The organism is Brevibacillus ruminantium, assembly GCF_023746555.1.
In the GTDB taxonomy this organism is placed as follows: domain Bacteria; phylum Bacillota; class Bacilli; order Brevibacillales; family Brevibacillaceae; genus Brevibacillus; species Brevibacillus ruminantium.
This window is the reverse complement of the sequence record NZ_CP098755.1, coordinates 2,968,187-2,984,244: the sequence shown is the minus strand read 5'-3', so window position 1 is coordinate 2,984,244 and position 16,058 is coordinate 2,968,187. Positions and strand designations below refer to the sequence as shown.

Genomic DNA, 16,058 nt, shown 5'->3' with positions numbered 1-16,058 from the left:
GTGGATAGACAAAGGGAGAAGTGCACATGGAAAGTGCGATATTTTTGCGAAAGTTCCCGATTTCTGATATGATTAATGATTGAATGATTGGTAAAGGCAGGTATAGCGATGATAAGTACTCAGAATGTGACTTTGCGCTATGGTAAACGCGCATTGTTTGAAGATGTAACCATTAAGTTTACGCCTGGTAACTGTTATGGGTTAATCGGTGCGAACGGCGCCGGTAAGTCGACCTTTGTGAAAATCCTCTCCGGTGAAATCGAGCCCACTAGCGGCCAGGTATCGGTTACTCCTGGGGAGCGGATCGCTGTATTGAAGCAAAACCACTTTGAATTCGATGAATTTGAAGTTCTCAAAACAGTGATTATGGGCCACAAGCGTCTCTATGAAATCATGGAAGAAAAGAATGCCCTGTACATGAAGGAAGACTTTTCCGAGGCAGACGGTATGAGAGCCTCCCAGCTTGAAGGGGAGTTCGAAGAGCTCAACGGCTGGATGGCAGAGGCCGACGCTGCCGAGCTGTTGATTGGGCTGGGAATTCCGGTTGATATGCATGACAAGCAGATGAAAGATCTGTCCGGTAATGAAAAGGTACGGGTATTGCTGGCGCAAGCGCTGTTCGGCAACCCACACGTCCTGCTTCTGGATGAGCCGACCAACCACCTGGACATTGAATCCATCCGCTGGTTGGAAAACTTCCTGGCAGATTATGAAAATACGGTCATCGTCGTATCTCACGACCGTCACTTCCTGAACAAGGTATGTACGCATATCGCCGATATCGACTTTGGCAAAATCCAGCTGTACGTCGGGAACTATGATTTCTGGTACGAATCCAGCCAACTGGCGCTGAAACTGGCGCGGGAGCAAAACAAGAAAAAAGAAGAGAAGATTAAAGAGCTGCAGGAGTTTATCGCCCGCTTTAGTGCGAATGCATCCAAGTCCAAGCAGGCGACCTCGCGGAAAAAACTGTTGGATAAAATTTCGCTCGAGGATATCCGCCCGTCCAGCCGCCGTTATCCGTACATCAATTTCAAACCGGAGCGGGAAGCGGGCAAAAATTTGCTCCTGATCGAAGGTTTGAGTAAAACGCTTGAGGGCGAAAAGCTGTTTGAAAACCTCAATCTGACCATTAACAAAGGGGATAAGGTAGCGTTTGTCGGACCGAATGAGCTGGCAAAAACAACCCTGTTCCGCGTCTTGATGGGAGAGATTGAAGCGGACAGCGGCAGCTTCGAATGGGGAGTCACTACCTCACAAGCATATTTCCCGAAAGACAACTCCGAGTACTTCAGCACAGATCTCTCTCTGGTCGATTGGCTGCGTCAATACTCCAAAGAGCAGGACGAGACCTTTATTCGCAGTTATTTGGGACGGATGCTCTTCTCCGGGGATGAATCCCTGAAGAAAGCGAACGTTCTGTCCGGTGGCGAAAAAGTGCGTTGCATGCTTGCCAAAATGATGCTCGCACAAGCCAATGTCCTGATCATGGATGAGCCGACAAACCACTTGGACCTGGAATCGATCACCGCATTGAACAACGGCTTGATCGAATTTGATGGAACGCTGTTATTTGTCTCTCATGACCATCAGTTTGTGCAGACGATTGCCAACCGGATTATCGAGATTACACCAAAAGGCATCATCGACAAGATGATTACCTATGATGAATACCTGGAAAGCGAAGAAATACAGCGGCTGCGTGAGGAACACTACGCATAAAAACGGTCGCACACAAAAAATCCTCTGGTCTGAAACAAGGACCAGGGGATTTTTTTATGTGAGGAAGCAGTTCAAACTATACGCGAATGGCATGGCTCGTCAGCGCAATGCGAAACAAGAGTTGTGCTTGTCCATTTTCCGGCTGCAATCCAGTCAAATCGCTGATGACCTGCAATCTGTACTTGACGGTATTTTTATGAACAAACAGCTTCGCTGCAGCATCCGCATGATTGCCATCACAGGCCAGAAAAGTCCGGAGCGTCTCAACGAGCTGACCGCTTTTCTCCTGGTCGTAGCGAATAAGTTCACCCAAACACTCCTCGGTGATCAAGCGTGCCTCCTCTTCGGGACGTTCGGCGAAGAGAACACGCTCTAAACCCAGAGCAGAGAAGTGACGAATGGACAAAAGAGGAGAGGGTGTTGTCACTGTTCCACACGGGTCAGCTTGTCTGGCTGCACGACAACTGATCACGGCTTCCCGATAGCTTGTAGCCACCCCGGACAAGCCGGGATGAAAGCGGCCGATGCCGATGCACATGGGCTGCGTCCTCGCCTTTTCCATAAGCGTGGGAAGGCTGGAAAGCTGCTTTGTAGCTGAAGACGGTGCATGCGTCTGAACGGGGAAAAGTAGCACGATTCTGTTTTCCCGGTCCAGACCGCACAAAATCGGGTGTTCCGCTTTTTCCCAGTGGGTGCGCAAAACGTTCAATAAGGATTCATACGCACGCCAGGCCAATAAGTCACTCTCTGATTCAGCCCGATGCTTCATAACAGCAGCTACATAATGCTCTCCCAGCTTCCAGCCGACTTCATCTGCTTTGCGGATGAGAAGCTCAGGTTCTGCATTTTTCTCTGTGACCAGTAGATGCAGAAAATCATTGCGAAACCGCTGGTAGGCAGCCAGAACGGTATAGTGACGCTCAATCTCCAGGGTGAGCAGAGCAGCTGCTTGTTCCAGTGCGACCTTTTCCCAAGAGTGAAGCTTCCGGGCCATCTCCCATAAGACAATCGCTCCTTCTCTGTTGTGATGATGTGTAAGCCAGCGTACCGCATGTTTTTGATGATAGCGAATCAGCCCATGATCTCCTGGAGCCGACGAGCGGCTTGCCCATAAATCTTCAAAAGGGAGAGGAGGCTCAAAGGGCATAGGGATGTGCAGGTTCCATTTCAGTGTGCTGGAGAAAATGCTGACTGGTGTTTGCAGTACCTCATGCAGGAGCGCGGCCAGCTTTTCCACGCTGCCCCCACTGGTTAGATGACGGTGAAACGATTCATAGATGGCGTGCGTTCGGTCCAGCTCTTCCCGCTGCTTGGCGTTGATGTAATGGGCAATCGGGATGATGATGTCAGACCAGGCTTTGTCCATCGGGAAAGAGAGAATCGGCATCTGCTTTTGATTCGCGTAGTGGATGACACTAAATGGGAGCTCGTCGATGTACCTTCCCAGCTTAATGGCAAATCCGGGAGTACCAATCTCGCACAGCTCTTCAATCAGCTGAATCAGTCTCTCTTCTGAGGTTTCCTTATCACAGACAAACGGATAGCCGGTTGTCAGCACGAATTCCCCCTCGTGAAGCCATCTGTGACCGTCTGGCGAATCGAACGAAGTGACCGCGATCAGCTCTTTGTCTAAAAAGGCTTCTCCCGCCAGAACAGCATCGGTACCCCAGCCTGTCACAGTCATAAGTTCGCGTACGGTGATCAATGAAAGCCCTCCCATCTGGTTTTGGTAAATGGAACAAAGATTCTGATTAATTTCTGGAAATGGTGACAAAGGAAAAGATTGAATCTTTCGATAATAGTACCATACATGTCCCACGGGTCAGCCGACAAGAGGGACAAAGTACGATGATTGGAGGGAAGTGAATGAAAGCGAAGGACTGGTTGGGGTTTGTGCCGTTTATCGGAATGCTCGGAGGTGTGCCATTTGTAAACCGGGTAGAGCCGTATGTGTTGGGCATGCCTTTTGTCCTCTTCTGGATTGTCCTATGGGTAATTATCACCTCTGGCATCATGGCTGTTGTCAATAGGCTTGACCCGGCCAATCGAGAGGAGGAGAGGGGATGAACATTGCACTGGTGATCATTTTTGTATTCCTCTTATCTTCGCTCTTTTTCGGCATTCGTGCCCAAAAAGGAAAAGACATGAACATGGAGCAATGGACCGTCGGTGGCCGCGGCTTTGGCACCATCTTTATCTTTCTGCTGGTGGCCGGCGAAATCTACACGACCTTTACCTTCTTGGGAGGGAGCGGTTGGGCCTATTCCAAAGGGGCTCCTTCTTATTACGTCCTCGCCTACATTTCACTGGCGTATGCTCTCTCTTATTGGCTGCTCCCGCCGATCTGGCGCTACGCCAAACGACATAAGCTGGTCTCACAGTCCGATTTTTTTGTCAGCAAATACAAAAGCCCTGTGCTCGGGATTCTGGTTTCCGCCGTCGGGGTTTTGGCGATCATCCCCTATCTGGTGCTTCAGTTTAAGGGCCTGGGGATTATTGTTTCGGAAGCATCCTACGGCAGTATCTCGCCGGCTGCTGCGGTCTGGATCGGGGTAATTGCTGTCACCGCCTATGTCATGATTTCAGGGATTCATGGATCTGCCTGGACGGCCGTGATCAAAGACATCATGATTTTCTTCGTGGTCTTGTTTCTCGGACTTTACTTGCCCTTCCATTACTACGGAGGGATTCAGCCGATGTTCGAAGCTGTTCACGCAGCCAATCCCGATTTCCTGACCTTTCCCAAAGAGGGGATGAGCATTTCCTGGTTTATTTCCACCGTACTACTGACCGTGATGGGATTTTATATGTGGCCGCATACCTTTGGCTCGGTGTTTTCTGCGAAAAGCGCATCGGTATTCAAGAAAAATACGGTAATTCTGCCTCTCTACACCCTGATGCTGCTGTTCGTTTTTTTCGTCGGGTTCACCGCGATCCTGCAGGTACCCGGACTGAAAGGGGCGGACGGGGATTTGTCGCTGCTCCGGCTTTCTATCCAAACCTTTGATCCGTGGATAGTCGGGCTGATCGGTGCTGCGGGTTTACTCACTGCGCTGGTGCCAGGGTCCATGCTGTTGATGACGGCGGCCACCTTGCTGTCCAAAAACGTCATTCAGGTGTTGATTCCGTCTGCGACGGACAAGCAGCTGCCGCGAATCGCGAAGGGGCTGGTACCGGTACTGTCGCTGATTTCTCTCTACTATACATTAAACGGAGGAGATACCCTCGTCACCCTGCTGTTAATGGGGTACAGCCTGGTTACCCAGCTGTTTCCGGCGCTGTTATTCTCCGTTCCCGCCCGGCCGCTGGTAAACAAATATGGCGCCTTTGCAGGTATCGCCAGCGGTGTTCTGACAGTCGCCTATGTCACGATCGCCCAAGTGAGTGTTGGCACGCTTTTTCCATCGCTGCCAGCCGTCATCAAAGATTTGAACGTCGGCATCATCGCTTTGTTTATCAATGTGGTGATGATGTTTGCCGTTCATCTGATCACCCAGCAATTGTTTGCCGGTAAAGAAGAGAGCATGCCCAGTGAAGAAGCACACCAACCCGTCTCATGACGCAAAGGAGGATGCAGCATGGCTGATGTTGTTTTTTTGAATGGACAGGTGATTACCGTCGATCCGCAAGACCAGATCGTAGAGGCAGTGGCCATACGCGGCAATCGCATTGTGGCAACAGGCAGAAATGAAGAAGTAAAGCAGTGGATCAGGGCAAGTACACAGGTGTATGACCTGAAGGGGAAAAGCTTGCTGCCCGGATTCAATGACGCTCATCTGCACATCACCATCTACGGGACCAACAAAATGGGCGTGGATTGCAAGGCGCGCGGAATCGATTCCATCGAATCGCTGCTTGCTGCGCTGAAGGAGCAAGCGGCACGAACTCCAGCAGGTGAGTGGGTGCGGGCCAACGGGTTTCACGAGGACAACATGCGCGAAAAACGCTTTCCGACACTTCAGGAGCTGGAGCAGGTATCTGGTGAACATCCCGTCTTTGTCATGCGGACTTGTGCCCATCATTCGATCGTCAACCGTCAAGCGCTGCAGCGTGCGGGGTTCGATGAAAGCACCCCCGATCCTCGCGGCGGCAGACTGCAGCGAGATGAACAGGGCAATCTGACTGGTCTGCTCATTGAAACCGCACATATGCAGATGTTTGAGGCGGCAGCATTCACGGAGGACGAGTACCTGGAGGGCCTTCGGCTGGCTGCCAAAGATTTTATCGCCTCCGGGATTACGAGTGTGCATGATGCGGGGGGATACGGTCCGGCGAATTTGCGGGCCATGCAGAAGGCCGTCCAGTCAGGCGATGTGAAGGTGCGTATCTATGCCATGATCGGGGCCCTGAACGAATCGGAGAGCTTCGTCCGCACCATGCTGGATGCCGGGATTGTCACGGGCCTCGGCGATGAGAGATTTCGGATCGGGCCTGCCAAGGTATTTGTAGACGGAGCCAGCGCAGCCGCCACGATGGCGATGCGAGAACCGTATACAAGCAAGCCGGGGGATCGCGGGATTCTCTACTTTTCCCCGGACGAGTTGAATAGAATTTTGGGAGAGGCGCATGAAAAAGGGTTTCAGCTAACGGCACATGCCCAGGGTGATCAGGCCATTGAGATGCTGCTTGACTGTTTTGAAGAAGCCCTGAAAAAGCATCCCCGAGACAATCATCGCCACCGGATCGAGCATGCAGGCGTTTCGGCGCCTGATCTGGTCGAGCGGATCGCAAAGCTGGGCGTGATTCCCACTCCCAATCCCGCTTTCCTGTACGAATTTGGGGACAGCTATCTGCATCATCTGGGTGAGCGGGCCGAGCATATGTATCCAGTGGGCGATTTCGTTCGCGCGGGTGTCCTGGCGGCTGGCGCATCGGATTGTCCTGTGACTGCGTATTCTCCTCTGCTCGGCATCCACGCGGCTGTCAATCGAACAACAAAAAGCGGGGCCATTGTGGGGACTCGGCAAGGCGTCAGCGTTTTGCATGCGATTCGCATGTTCACCCTGCATGGTGCGTATGCCAGCTTTGAAGAGGAGCAGAAAGGCAGTATCGAAGTCGGAAAGCTCGCGGACCTGGTTGTGCTCAATGGACGCATCCTCGATACGCCAGTAGAAGAGATCAAAGAGATGCAGGTGGAGCTGACGATGATTGACGGAGAAATCCTTTTTACCAGCCAGCAAGTGAAGATGTAGGAAAGGGAGGTCGTATGTGATGGATGTCCAGACAAGACCGCTCCACATCAATCAGGAGCGATTAAAAGAAAGAATCGAGGCCCTCGCGCAAATTGGAAAGATCGGAGAAACCGGCGTCTGCCGTTTGGCCTTGAGTCCCGAGGATCGCGCAGGTGTGGAATTGGTAAAAGGCTGGATGGAGGAAGCCGGTCTGTCGGCTCGTATCGACCAATTCGGCAATTTGATCGGACGGCTGGAAGCAGAGAATTCTAGCGCACCCGTGCTCATGCTGGGTTCGCATATTGATTCCCAGCCATATGGAGGACGCTTTGATGGGGTGATCGGTGTTCTCGGAGCGCTCGAGGCTGTTCAAACCTTGCAGGAAAAAGGGGGGCGTCCCAAGCAGCCGATCGAGGTGATCGCCTTTTGTGATGAGGAAGGAAGCCGCTTTCAGAAAGGCTTGTTCGGTTCTCGTGGCATTTTGAATCAACTGGAGGAAGGGGAGCTTGAGCGGACGGACAAAAACGGCATCACCCGCAGACAGGCATTGCTGGACTTCGGCTGTGATCCAGAGCGTTTGCACGAGTCCGTCTACTCGGAGGGAGCAATCGGAGCGTTTCTGGAGCTTCATATCGAGCAGGGGCCTGTTCTGGACCAAAGGGAGGAACCGATTGGAATCGTCAGCGGTATCTCGGGGCCGCTCTGGTGGACAGTCGAATTCATCGGATTTGCCGGCCACGCTGGTTCTGTACCTATGCCGATGAGAAAAGATGCGCTCGTCGGTGCAGCCAAGGTGATTACCGCCCTCAATGAACTGGCGAAAGCCGATCCGCAGGCCCCTACGGTAGGGACGGTTGGCCATCTGCAGGTATTTCCAGATTCACGCAACATCATTCCGGAGAGGGTTCGCTTTTCGATTGATTTGCGTGATATCGACCTGGAGCGCCGCAATGAAAGAGAGCGGGCGCTTCGCACAGTGATCGAGCAGGCTGCCCAGGAAAACGGGCTTTCATATACGATTACCGAAGATACCAATAGCGAGCCGCGATATTGCGCCGATTGGATCAAAGCGATCATGAGGGAAGAGAGCGGCGCGCTGGGATTAAATCCTCCCGAGTTGATGAGCGGCCCCTTCCATGATGCGCTAGCACTTTCCTATGTGTGCGATTACGGGATGATTTTTGTTCGCTGCAAGGATGGAATCAGCCACAACCCACAGGAGTTTTCCACATATGAAGATATTGCACTGGGCACGGAACTTCTCTATCGTACGCTTTTGCGAATGGGCACCAAATGACCCCGTTTTCCCAGGTACTGCAAAAACGGCCTTTCCCATCAGGGTGAGGCCGTTCGCTGTTGCTGATGCTTGCACCTAAGGTGTGAATGATACAAGACTTTCCCCCAATAATTTGCTATGATTTACTGTACATCTGATTCAACCAGTGAATCGTTTTCTCAGGAGGTTTCCCCTATGAAAATGCGCGTATCCGCTGTGCAGTATCATCTGCACACGATCCATAGTTTTGATGAATTCGCCCGTCAGGTAGAGCATTACGTCAAACTGGCGGAAGAATACGAGACAGAGTTTTTGCTCTTTCCGGAGCTGTTCACGACGCAGCTCATGTCCATTGGGGATGAACAGGGCAATCCGCTGACGATCAACGATCTTCCTTCCTTTACGGAGTCCTACCTCAATCTCTTTACGACATTGGCTCAGCGTCATCAGATGCACATCATCGGCGGGACACATATTATCGAAGATCAGGGCCGCTTGTATAATACCGCATTTTTATTCTATCCGGACGGACGTGTTGCCCAGCAGCGGAAGATCCATATTACCCCGTGGGAAATCAAAGGCTGGAATATGGGTGCTGGGGACGACCTGCAAATCTTTGAAACCGAGAAAGGAAAAATAGCGTTGATCATTTGCTATGACATCGAGTTTCCCGAGCTGGTGCGGATGGCAAAGGCACGCGGGGCAGATGTCATCTTCTGTCCGTCCTGCACAGATGATCGTCACGCCTTTCACCGGGTGCGTTATACCAGCCACGCGCGCACCATCGAGAACCAGGTGTATGTCGTGCTGACGGGAACGGTCGGATCGCTGCCGACGGTCGATTTTATGCGTGCCAACACCGGTCAGGCTGCGGTTTTGACGCCCAACGATATTCCTTTCCCGCCACGCGGTGTCCTGGTCGAAGGCGAAATGAACAACGATATGCTGGTCACAGCCGACCTGGACCTGCAACTGCTCTATGAAGTCAGGGAAAAAGGTTCGGTCACGACCTGGCGCGACCGCAGAATCGATTTGTATCCCGATTGGAAATAATGACAGGGGGTGCATTCGTGTATCGGAAAGAATTATTTGTCTTTCATCAAGACAAGACTGCAAAAGCAGTAATTCGCAACTACACGCGAGAGGATTTTGCGGAACTGATTCGCATCCAGCAGGAGAGCTTTCCACCACCCTTTCCCTCGGAGCTGTGGTGGAACGAGGAACAACTGACCAATCACGTGACCCTGTTCCCTGAGGGAGCGATTTGCATAGAGGTAGAAGGTGTTCTCGCAGGATCGATGACAAGTCTTCTGGTTCAGTTTGACCCTGATCACCCCGATCACAAATGGGAGGAAGTAACGGACTCGGGCTACATCCGCAACCATGATCCAGCAGGCAACACCCTGTATGTCGTGGATATTTGCATCCGGCCTTCATATCGCAAATGGCGACTGGGCGCCAGCATGATGCAAGCGATGTATGAGCTGGTGGTTCACAACGGGTGGGAGCGTCTGCTCGGAGGCGGAAGAATGCCAGGCTACGGACAGTATGCAAAGGAAATGTCGGCGGAAGCATACCTGGAAAAGGTAGTGACCGGTGAACTGAAGGACCCGGTGATCAGCTTCCTGATGCGCTGTGGTCGCACACCGGTGAAAGTGGTGCCGGGCTATCTGGAGGACGAGGAGTCCTGCAATTATGCCGCACTGATGGAGTGGAAAAATCCGTTTCGCTCCCATTCGGGCAGAGAAACAGAAACAAACTAAAAAGAGAAAGAATTGGGGAGGAAACATCCATGCAATACATTCGCATTCAAAATATCAACGATCCTTTGTTCAAACAGATGCACCAATTGATGCAAGAGGTTTTTCCGCCGGAAGAAGTACTCGATTTCGACCTCTGGAAAGAGCCTTTGGAAGACCCGGGTATCCGCGTGTTCGTAGCCGTTCACGAAGGAAAAGTCGTAGGGACTACAGAATATCGCTATTATCCTGACATGAATGTAGCGATGACAGACTTTACGATTATTGGTCAGGAGGGTCTGGGGATCGGGCGTTTTCTCGCGCGCGAGCGTCAAAAAGACTTGCTTAGCTTGGCTGCCCAGAACGGAAAAGAACTCTACGGCATGTTTGCAGAAATTTACGATCCGTATCGCGTGGAGGAGCATGCCTTTGGCGGGATCAAGCCGATGGACCCATTCGTACGCCGGGAGGTCCTTTCGCATCTGGGCTATAAACGCATCGATTTTCCGTACGTTCATCCGTCCTGGCAAAACGATGGCGAAGCGGTGTCAGGACTCGACCTTTGCTTTATGCCGTCGAACGAACAGCAGGATGAGCTGGAAGCGGCGCTGGTCAAAACCTTTTTGACCCGCTATTACGCCGTACTCCCGCAAAAGCCACAGGCTTGGGTAGAGATGGTCGACGGATTGTCCAACCGAGACAAGCTGGCTCTTCTTCCGATTTAACGCAAGAGACCAAATCCGGGCTATTGATCTGTTTACATGAAACAGGGCAATAGCCCCGCCTTCCTTTTCGTAAGGTGGACAGGGACGATTGGAATAGAAGAATAGAGGGGTGGAGAGAAAGAATATGCTGGAAAAAGCAACGTTCGCAGGTGGATGCTTCTGGTGCATGGTGAAGCCTTTTGACGATCTGCCCGGCATTCACCAGGTCGTATCCGGTTATACCGGTGGTGTTACGGAAAACCCTACCTATGAAGAGGTTTGCAGTGATGAGACGGGCCATCGTGAAGCTGTACAAATTACCTTTGACCCGCAAATTTTTCCCTATGAGAAGTTGCTGAGCCTGTTCTGGATGAACATTGATCCGACAGATGCAGGAGGCCAGTTTCACGATCGCGGAGAACATTATAAGACAGCGATTTACTATCACACAGAGGAACAGAGAAGGCTGGCGGAGAAATCCAAACAGGAGCTGGAAGAGAGCGGCCGATTCCAAGAGCCGATCGTCACCGAAATCCTGCCGGCCAAGCCGTTTTATCCGGCGGAAGAAGGACATCAAGCGTATTACAAGAAGAATCCGTTCCACTACAATCGCTATTACGAAGGCTCGGGCCGCAAGCAATTTACAGAAGAGGCATGGCGTGTCAGGAAAGATCCGGAAGAGTTGAGAAAGAGTTTATCTCCTATCCAGTATGAGGTTACCCAAAATAATGCAACGGAACGTCCCTTTACGGGTGAGTATAACGCCAATAACCGGGAGGGCATTTACGTGGATATCGTTTCGGGGGAGCCTCTTTTCAGCTCGCAGGACAAATACGATGCCGGTTGTGGCTGGCCCAGCTTTACCAAGCCTTTGCACAAGCATCACATGAATGAGGTGCTGGATACGAGCCATGGGATGATCCGGACCGAAGTGAGAAGCAAATACGCAGATTCACATCTGGGCCATGTCTTTAACGACGGTCCTGGCCCGAGCGGCTTGCGCTACTGTATCAACTCGGCTGCTCTTCGCTTCATCCCGAAAGAAGAGTTGGAAGCGGAAGGGTACGGAGAGTATCTTCATTTGTTCAGGTAGGTTGGCCCATGTATGAGACACTCCTGTGAGCGATCACGTTCACGGGAGTTGCCCCTGTCAGGGGCGGGCTGTCTAGTCGGTCCGGTAAAGGGGAGAAAGCCGTGAAAACTCAAATGTGGACGTTCAGCATTCTCTGCTTGGCGGTTATTTTTCACCTGCTGACGATGAGCGGATGGGTGGTGTCTTCACTGACACAGCCGTTGCAGTTGGCTACGCTGATGCTCATGCTGACAGCTATCACGCTGCTGCGGAAGAAAAAAAGAAAGCGGAAACGAGCGTCGCGAACACGAAAACCGGCAGCAGAAGTGAATCAACTGCTGGAGCGAGCAGAGGGAGGGGACTCGGCCAGGTGAAAAACAACCCTCTGATTCAAGCGATTTTCGATGCATCCCACGATGGAATCATTGCCGTTGATCAGGGCTCCACTGTGATCTGGGTGAACAAGAATGCTCTGGAAATTCTTGGGTTGCCGGCAGATATTGTCGGCGAGAAGATTACCCGCTACATTCCCCAATCCGATATGCTGCGTATCCTGGCCACAGGGAAGCGGGAGATCGGCGACATTGCAACCGTGCTCAATCGCCAAATCATCATCAACCGATTGCCGATTGTAATCGACGGACAGACGGTTGGTGCCGTCAGCACCTTCAAGGAAATTACCGATATCCAAAAAATGGAGATGAGGATTCGCAAGCAAAGCATGGAAAGCGGACTGGAGGCAAAGTACAGGCTGGAGGATATCGTTGGCGAATCGAGTGCGATCCGAGAAGTGAAGGAATTAGCTGATACTTTTGGACGAACGGATGCCACGGTTCTTATCCTGGGTGAGACGGGAACAGGAAAAGAGCTGTTTGCTCAAGGCATGCATCACTGCAGTCCACGCTCCGCAGGTCCGTTTATTGCGGTAAACTGCGCAGCACTGCCGGGGAATCTTCTGGAAAGCGAACTGTTTGGCTATGAGGAAGGAGCGTTTACGGGCGCACGAAAAGGAGGAAAGGCCGGTCTGTTTGAACTGGCTCACGGAGGCACGCTTTTTCTGGATGAAATCGGGGAATTGTCTCTGCCGATCCAAGCCTTACTGCTGCGTGTATTACAGGAGAAAAAGGTCAGACGGATCGGAGGCGAGCGCATCGTACCGGTGGATGTAAGGATTCTCGCTGCAACCAACCGCGATTTGGAGCAGTTGATCCGTGAAAATTCTTTTCGTTCCGACCTCTACTACCGGCTCAATGTTCTAACACTAGAGTTGCCCCCGCTTCGCAGCAGGCTGGAGGACATCCCGGCATTAATCTGGTCGATTGCTCATGAAATCGCCGAACGGGGTGACCGGACGATCGAGCACGTTTGCGAATCTGTGATGGAGTTGTTCACGCAGTATGATTGGCCGGGCAATGTACGTGAATTGCGCAATGTAGTGGAACGAATGATTTTACTCAGCAAGACTTCCCGACTTGAGCGGAGTGATGCGGCTTTTTTTGAAAAGAAATTGCAGAATCTTCGAAATACGAACCTTTCCTCTCCGGCAATGTTAGACGAAGCGGAGTTGATTGTGCAGGTGTTGCAGCAGACGCGAGGGAATCGAGCCGAGGCGGCGAAGCGTTTGGGGATCGATCGAACAACGCTGTGGCGAAAAATGAAAAAGTACGGAGATAAACAGACGTAGGCAAAGCTTTGTTGCGTTTGCAACGCTACGTGCAACAGATGCAACGACAAGAATCCGCCTGACCACAAGTAGATGACTGAATATTTCAAACATATCATCTGGCATACCTTTTGCATGAGGTTTACCTGTATAAAACTACATTGCAAAGGAGTCGCTTGGATGAAACATTTCTCTGCTGCGGTGATTCCGGGAGATGGCATCGGACCTGAAGTGATGGATGAAGGGTTGTCTCTGCTGGAAACAATCTGCGAGATTCACGGCGGCATCTCTTTTCAGACCGAAATCCTCCCCTGGAATTGCAGGTACTACCAGGAACACGGCCGTATGATGCCCGTGGATGGACTGGAGAAGCTCCAACCGTTTGATGTCATATTGCTTGGGGCGATCGGTGCGCCCGATGTTCCCGATCACATTTCCGTGTGGGAGCTGATTTTGCCGATCCGCAGAAGCTTTCACCAGTACGTCAATCTTCGTCCGATCAAACTCCTGCGAGGTTTGGAAAGTCCGCTTCGCTACAAGGGGCATGCCGACCTGGATTTCGTGGTCGTCCGTGAAAATACGGAGGGTGAGTATTCCAACATGGGAGGAAGATTGCATGCAGGGACTCCCTACGAGCTCGCCGTTCAAAACAATGTATTCACCCGCTTTGGGATCGAACGCATCGTCCGGTTTTCCTATGAGCTTGCGATGGCGACCGGAAAGAGGAGACTGACAGCAGCCACTAAATCAAACGGAATCAACCATTCGATGCCCTTTTGGGATGAAATCGTCAATGAGATCAGTCAGGAATACCTGGAGATCCAGACGCAGCTCACCCATATCGACGCGCTGGCTGCCTTCTTCATCAGCCGCCCGGAAAATTTTGATGTCGTCGTAGCGAGCAATCTGTTCGGTGATATCCTGACCGACCTGGGTGCTGCTGCCGTCGGCGGCTTGGGCTTGGCACCTTCAGGCAATATCAATCCGGATAAAACGTATCCGTCCATGTTTGAACCCATACATGGCTCCGCGCCTGATATTGCGGGAAAAGGCATCGCCAATCCGATCGCGACAATCTGGAGCATCAGCATGATGCTGGATCATCTGGGAGAAAGGGAGCTTGGCAAGCTGATTCTGGAAAGTATTGAAGGCGTGCTTGTAGAGGGGAAGATTCGAACCCCTGATATTGGGGGCAGGGCCACGACGCGGGAGATGGGCGAAGCCATCCGCGAGCAGATGTACAGAAGAGGAGGATGACAGATGGAAAGCGCAAGCATACACCTTCAGCACTATCGCCTGTATATCAACGGAGAATGGATCGAAACCGAAGAAACCATTCCGGTTACGCACAAGTACACGGGGAACGTCATTGCCACCATCGCCAAAGCAAGCAGGCAGCATGTGGAGGATGCTGTCACACACGCTTTGCAGACGTTTCGTACCAGCACGCTCACTCCGTCCGAGCGAAGCGATATCCTGCTCAGAGCCAGCCAGATCGCAGCGGAGCGGCGAGCAGAACTGGAGCTGTCGCTTGTCCGCGAGGTTGGAAAAACCCGCAAGGATGCTCGCGGAGAGTTGGATCGGGTGATCAATACCCTGCGAATTTCAGCGGAGGAGGCGAAGCGGATCTCGGGAGAAATGGTACCGCTTGCCGCGACACCCGGCTCGGAGAACAGGCTCGGATTTGCCATTCGGGTGCCCAAGGGCGTGATTGGGGCGATCACTCCGTTTAATTACCCCTTGCTGCTCAGCACACATAAAGTGGGGCCAGCCCTTGCAGCAGGCAATACCATTGTCCTGAAACCAGCGACCACCACCCCGATTGCGTCGTTTTTGCTGGTGGAAATCCTGGAGCAGGCTGGTCTGCCCAAAGGCCATGTTAATATCGTGACCGGCTCAGGCAGTCAGGTGGGGGACTGGATGCTCGATGATCCCCGGATCGCTATGTACACCTTTACCGGCTCAGCGGAGGTAGGGACGTATATCAAGCAGCGGAGCGGACTTCGTCCCGTCGCTTTGGAGCTGGGAAACAATTCCCCCAATATCGTGCATGAGGATGCTGACCTTGCGCTGGCTGCCAAGTTGATTGCACAGCGCAGCTTTCACAATGCGGGTCAGGCTTGCATCGCCGTGCAGCGTATCTTCGTAGCAGAGTCGGTTCTGGATCGCTTTACAGATATATACCTCGAGGAAGTGCGTGCTTTGCAGGTGGGGGACCCGGAACACCCCGATACAGACGTTGGACCGATGATCAGTGAAGCCGAAGCCATTCGCGCTGAACAGTGGGTCCAGGAAGCTGTGGGGCAAGGAGCAGAGCTGCTGCATGGAGGGAAGCGGGAGGGAGCGGTGCTGCATCCCACTGTGCTGACCGCAACGACACCGGAGATGAAAGTAAATTGTCTGGAGGTCTTTGCTCCCGTCGTTACGATCATTCCGTACCATTCGATTGAAGAAGCGTTTGCTGCAGCAAATGATTCTGCCTACGGCCTGCAGGCAGGCATTTTTACCAATGACCTCAATCTGGCCATGCGAGCAGCCAAAACTCTGGAGTACGGCGGTGTGATTATCAATGATGTGTCCACGTACCGAAATGATGTCATGCCGTACGGAGGCATTAAAAATAGCGGACTGGGCAAAGAGGGTCCGCATTATGCGATCGAAGAGATGACCGATCTGCGGATGGTCGTCATGAATCTGAAGCCGTAAAGGAG

The 16,058-nt window shown here is 52.2% G+C and carries 14 protein-coding genes; 13 read left to right on the top strand and 1 reads right to left on the bottom strand.

Annotation, left to right across the window (positions count from 1 at the left end; genetic code table 11):
• Nucleotides 1-108: 108 nt before the first annotated feature.
• Nucleotides 109-1,722: an ABC-F family ATP-binding cassette domain-containing protein gene (locus tag NDK47_RS14700; RefSeq protein ID WP_251870509.1), complete on the top strand. Its 1,614-nt coding sequence runs from the start codon at nt 109-111 to the stop codon at nt 1,720-1,722.
• 76 nt (nt 1,723-1,798) lie between these two features.
• Here the strand turns inward: NDK47_RS14700 and NDK47_RS14695 are convergent, their stop codons facing one another.
• Entirely contained in the window at nt 1,799-3,427 is a 1,629-nt protein-coding gene (locus tag NDK47_RS14695; RefSeq protein WP_251870508.1) for a PucR family transcriptional regulator, read from the bottom strand.
• 161 nt (nt 3,428-3,588) lie between these two features.
• Between NDK47_RS14695 and NDK47_RS14690 the strand changes: the two genes are divergently transcribed.
• The 12 genes from NDK47_RS14690 (at nt 3,589) to NDK47_RS14635 (ending at nt 16,053) form a co-directional block, all read left to right on the top strand.
• The gene (locus tag NDK47_RS14690; protein ID WP_251870507.1) at nt 3,589-3,789 is read left to right on the top strand and encodes a DUF3311 domain-containing protein; all 201 of its coding nucleotides are present in this window, start codon (nt 3,589-3,591) and stop codon (nt 3,787-3,789) included.
• The gene (locus tag NDK47_RS14685; protein ID WP_251870506.1) at nt 3,786-5,282 is read left to right on the top strand and encodes a sodium:solute symporter family protein; all 1,497 of its coding nucleotides are present in this window, start codon (nt 3,786-3,788) and stop codon (nt 5,280-5,282) included. The genes NDK47_RS14690 and NDK47_RS14685 overlap by 4 nt, the downstream gene beginning before the upstream one ends.
• 18 nt (nt 5,283-5,300) lie before the next feature.
• A complete protein-coding gene (locus NDK47_RS14680) occupies nt 5,301-6,914 on the top strand; it encodes an amidohydrolase (protein WP_251870505.1) in 1,614 nt (537 codons plus the stop codon).
• A gap of 19 nt (nt 6,915-6,933) precedes the next feature.
• Nucleotides 6,934-8,190, top strand: coding sequence for a M20 family metallo-hydrolase (locus tag NDK47_RS14675; RefSeq protein ID WP_251870504.1), 1,257 nt, complete (start codon nt 6,934-6,936; stop codon nt 8,188-8,190).
• A gap of 174 nt (nt 8,191-8,364) precedes the next feature.
• Nucleotides 8,365-9,222 carry a carbon-nitrogen hydrolase family protein gene (locus NDK47_RS14670; RefSeq protein ID WP_251870503.1) on the top strand — a complete coding sequence of 286 codons (858 nt, stop codon included), beginning with the start codon at nt 8,365-8,367 and terminating at the stop codon, nt 9,220-9,222.
• A gap of 17 nt (nt 9,223-9,239) precedes the next feature.
• On the top strand, nt 9,240-9,932 hold the full coding sequence (locus tag NDK47_RS14665; protein ID WP_251870502.1) for a GNAT family N-acetyltransferase: 693 nt from the start codon (nt 9,240-9,242) through the stop codon (nt 9,930-9,932).
• A gap of 29 nt (nt 9,933-9,961) precedes the next feature.
• Complete coding sequence (locus NDK47_RS14660; protein ID WP_251870501.1) at nt 9,962-10,633, top strand: GNAT family N-acetyltransferase; 672 nt, start codon at nt 9,962-9,964, stop codon at nt 10,631-10,633.
• Nucleotides 10,634-10,757: 124 nt separating this feature from the next.
• Entirely contained in the window at nt 10,758-11,705 is a 948-nt protein-coding gene (msrA, locus tag NDK47_RS14655) for a peptide-methionine (S)-S-oxide reductase MsrA (RefSeq protein ID WP_251870500.1), read from the top strand.
• A 101-nt stretch (nt 11,706-11,806) separates the two neighbouring features.
• A complete protein-coding gene (locus tag NDK47_RS14650; protein WP_251870499.1) occupies nt 11,807-12,058 on the top strand; it encodes a hypothetical protein in 252 nt (83 codons plus the stop codon).
• A complete protein-coding gene (locus NDK47_RS14645; protein ID WP_251870498.1) occupies nt 12,055-13,368 on the top strand; it encodes a sigma-54 interaction domain-containing protein in 1,314 nt (437 codons plus the stop codon). Before NDK47_RS14650 ends, NDK47_RS14645 begins: the two co-directional genes overlap by 4 nt.
• Before the next feature lie 159 nt (nt 13,369-13,527).
• Nucleotides 13,528-14,604 carry a tartrate dehydrogenase gene (locus tag NDK47_RS14640; protein ID WP_251870497.1) on the top strand — a complete coding sequence of 359 codons (1,077 nt, stop codon included), beginning with the start codon at nt 13,528-13,530 and terminating at the stop codon, nt 14,602-14,604.
• Nucleotides 14,605-14,607: 3 nt separating this feature from the next.
• On the top strand, nt 14,608-16,053 hold the full coding sequence (locus NDK47_RS14635) for an aldehyde dehydrogenase family protein (protein WP_407653301.1): 1,446 nt from the start codon (nt 14,608-14,610) through the stop codon (nt 16,051-16,053).
• Nucleotides 16,054-16,058 lie beyond the last annotated feature (5 nt).

What these genes read in the sequence shown, in the direction of transcription:
- NDK47_RS14635 (WP_407653301.1), top strand. Translation starts at nt 14,608, where the DNA reads ATGGAAAGCGCAAGCATACACCTTCAGCACTATCGCCTGTATATCAAC.
- msrA (WP_251870500.1), top strand. Translation starts at nt 10,758, where the DNA reads ATGCTGGAAAAAGCAACGTTCGCAGGTGGATGCTTCTGGTGCATGGTG.
- NDK47_RS14685 (WP_251870506.1), top strand. Translation starts at nt 3,786, where the DNA reads ATGAACATTGCACTGGTGATCATTTTTGTATTCCTCTTATCTTCGCTC.
- NDK47_RS14690 (WP_251870507.1), top strand. Translation starts at nt 3,589, where the DNA reads ATGAAAGCGAAGGACTGGTTGGGGTTTGTGCCGTTTATCGGAATGCTC.
- NDK47_RS14700 (WP_251870509.1), top strand. Translation starts at nt 109, where the DNA reads ATGATAAGTACTCAGAATGTGACTTTGCGCTATGGTAAACGCGCATTG.
- NDK47_RS14640 (WP_251870497.1), top strand. Translation starts at nt 13,528, where the DNA reads ATGAAACATTTCTCTGCTGCGGTGATTCCGGGAGATGGCATCGGACCT.
- NDK47_RS14670 (WP_251870503.1), top strand. Translation starts at nt 8,365, where the DNA reads ATGAAAATGCGCGTATCCGCTGTGCAGTATCATCTGCACACGATCCAT.
- NDK47_RS14660 (WP_251870501.1), top strand. Translation starts at nt 9,962, where the DNA reads ATGCAATACATTCGCATTCAAAATATCAACGATCCTTTGTTCAAACAG.
- NDK47_RS14675 (WP_251870504.1), top strand. Translation starts at nt 6,934, where the DNA reads ATGGATGTCCAGACAAGACCGCTCCACATCAATCAGGAGCGATTAAAA.
- NDK47_RS14680 (WP_251870505.1), top strand. Translation starts at nt 5,301, where the DNA reads ATGGCTGATGTTGTTTTTTTGAATGGACAGGTGATTACCGTCGATCCG.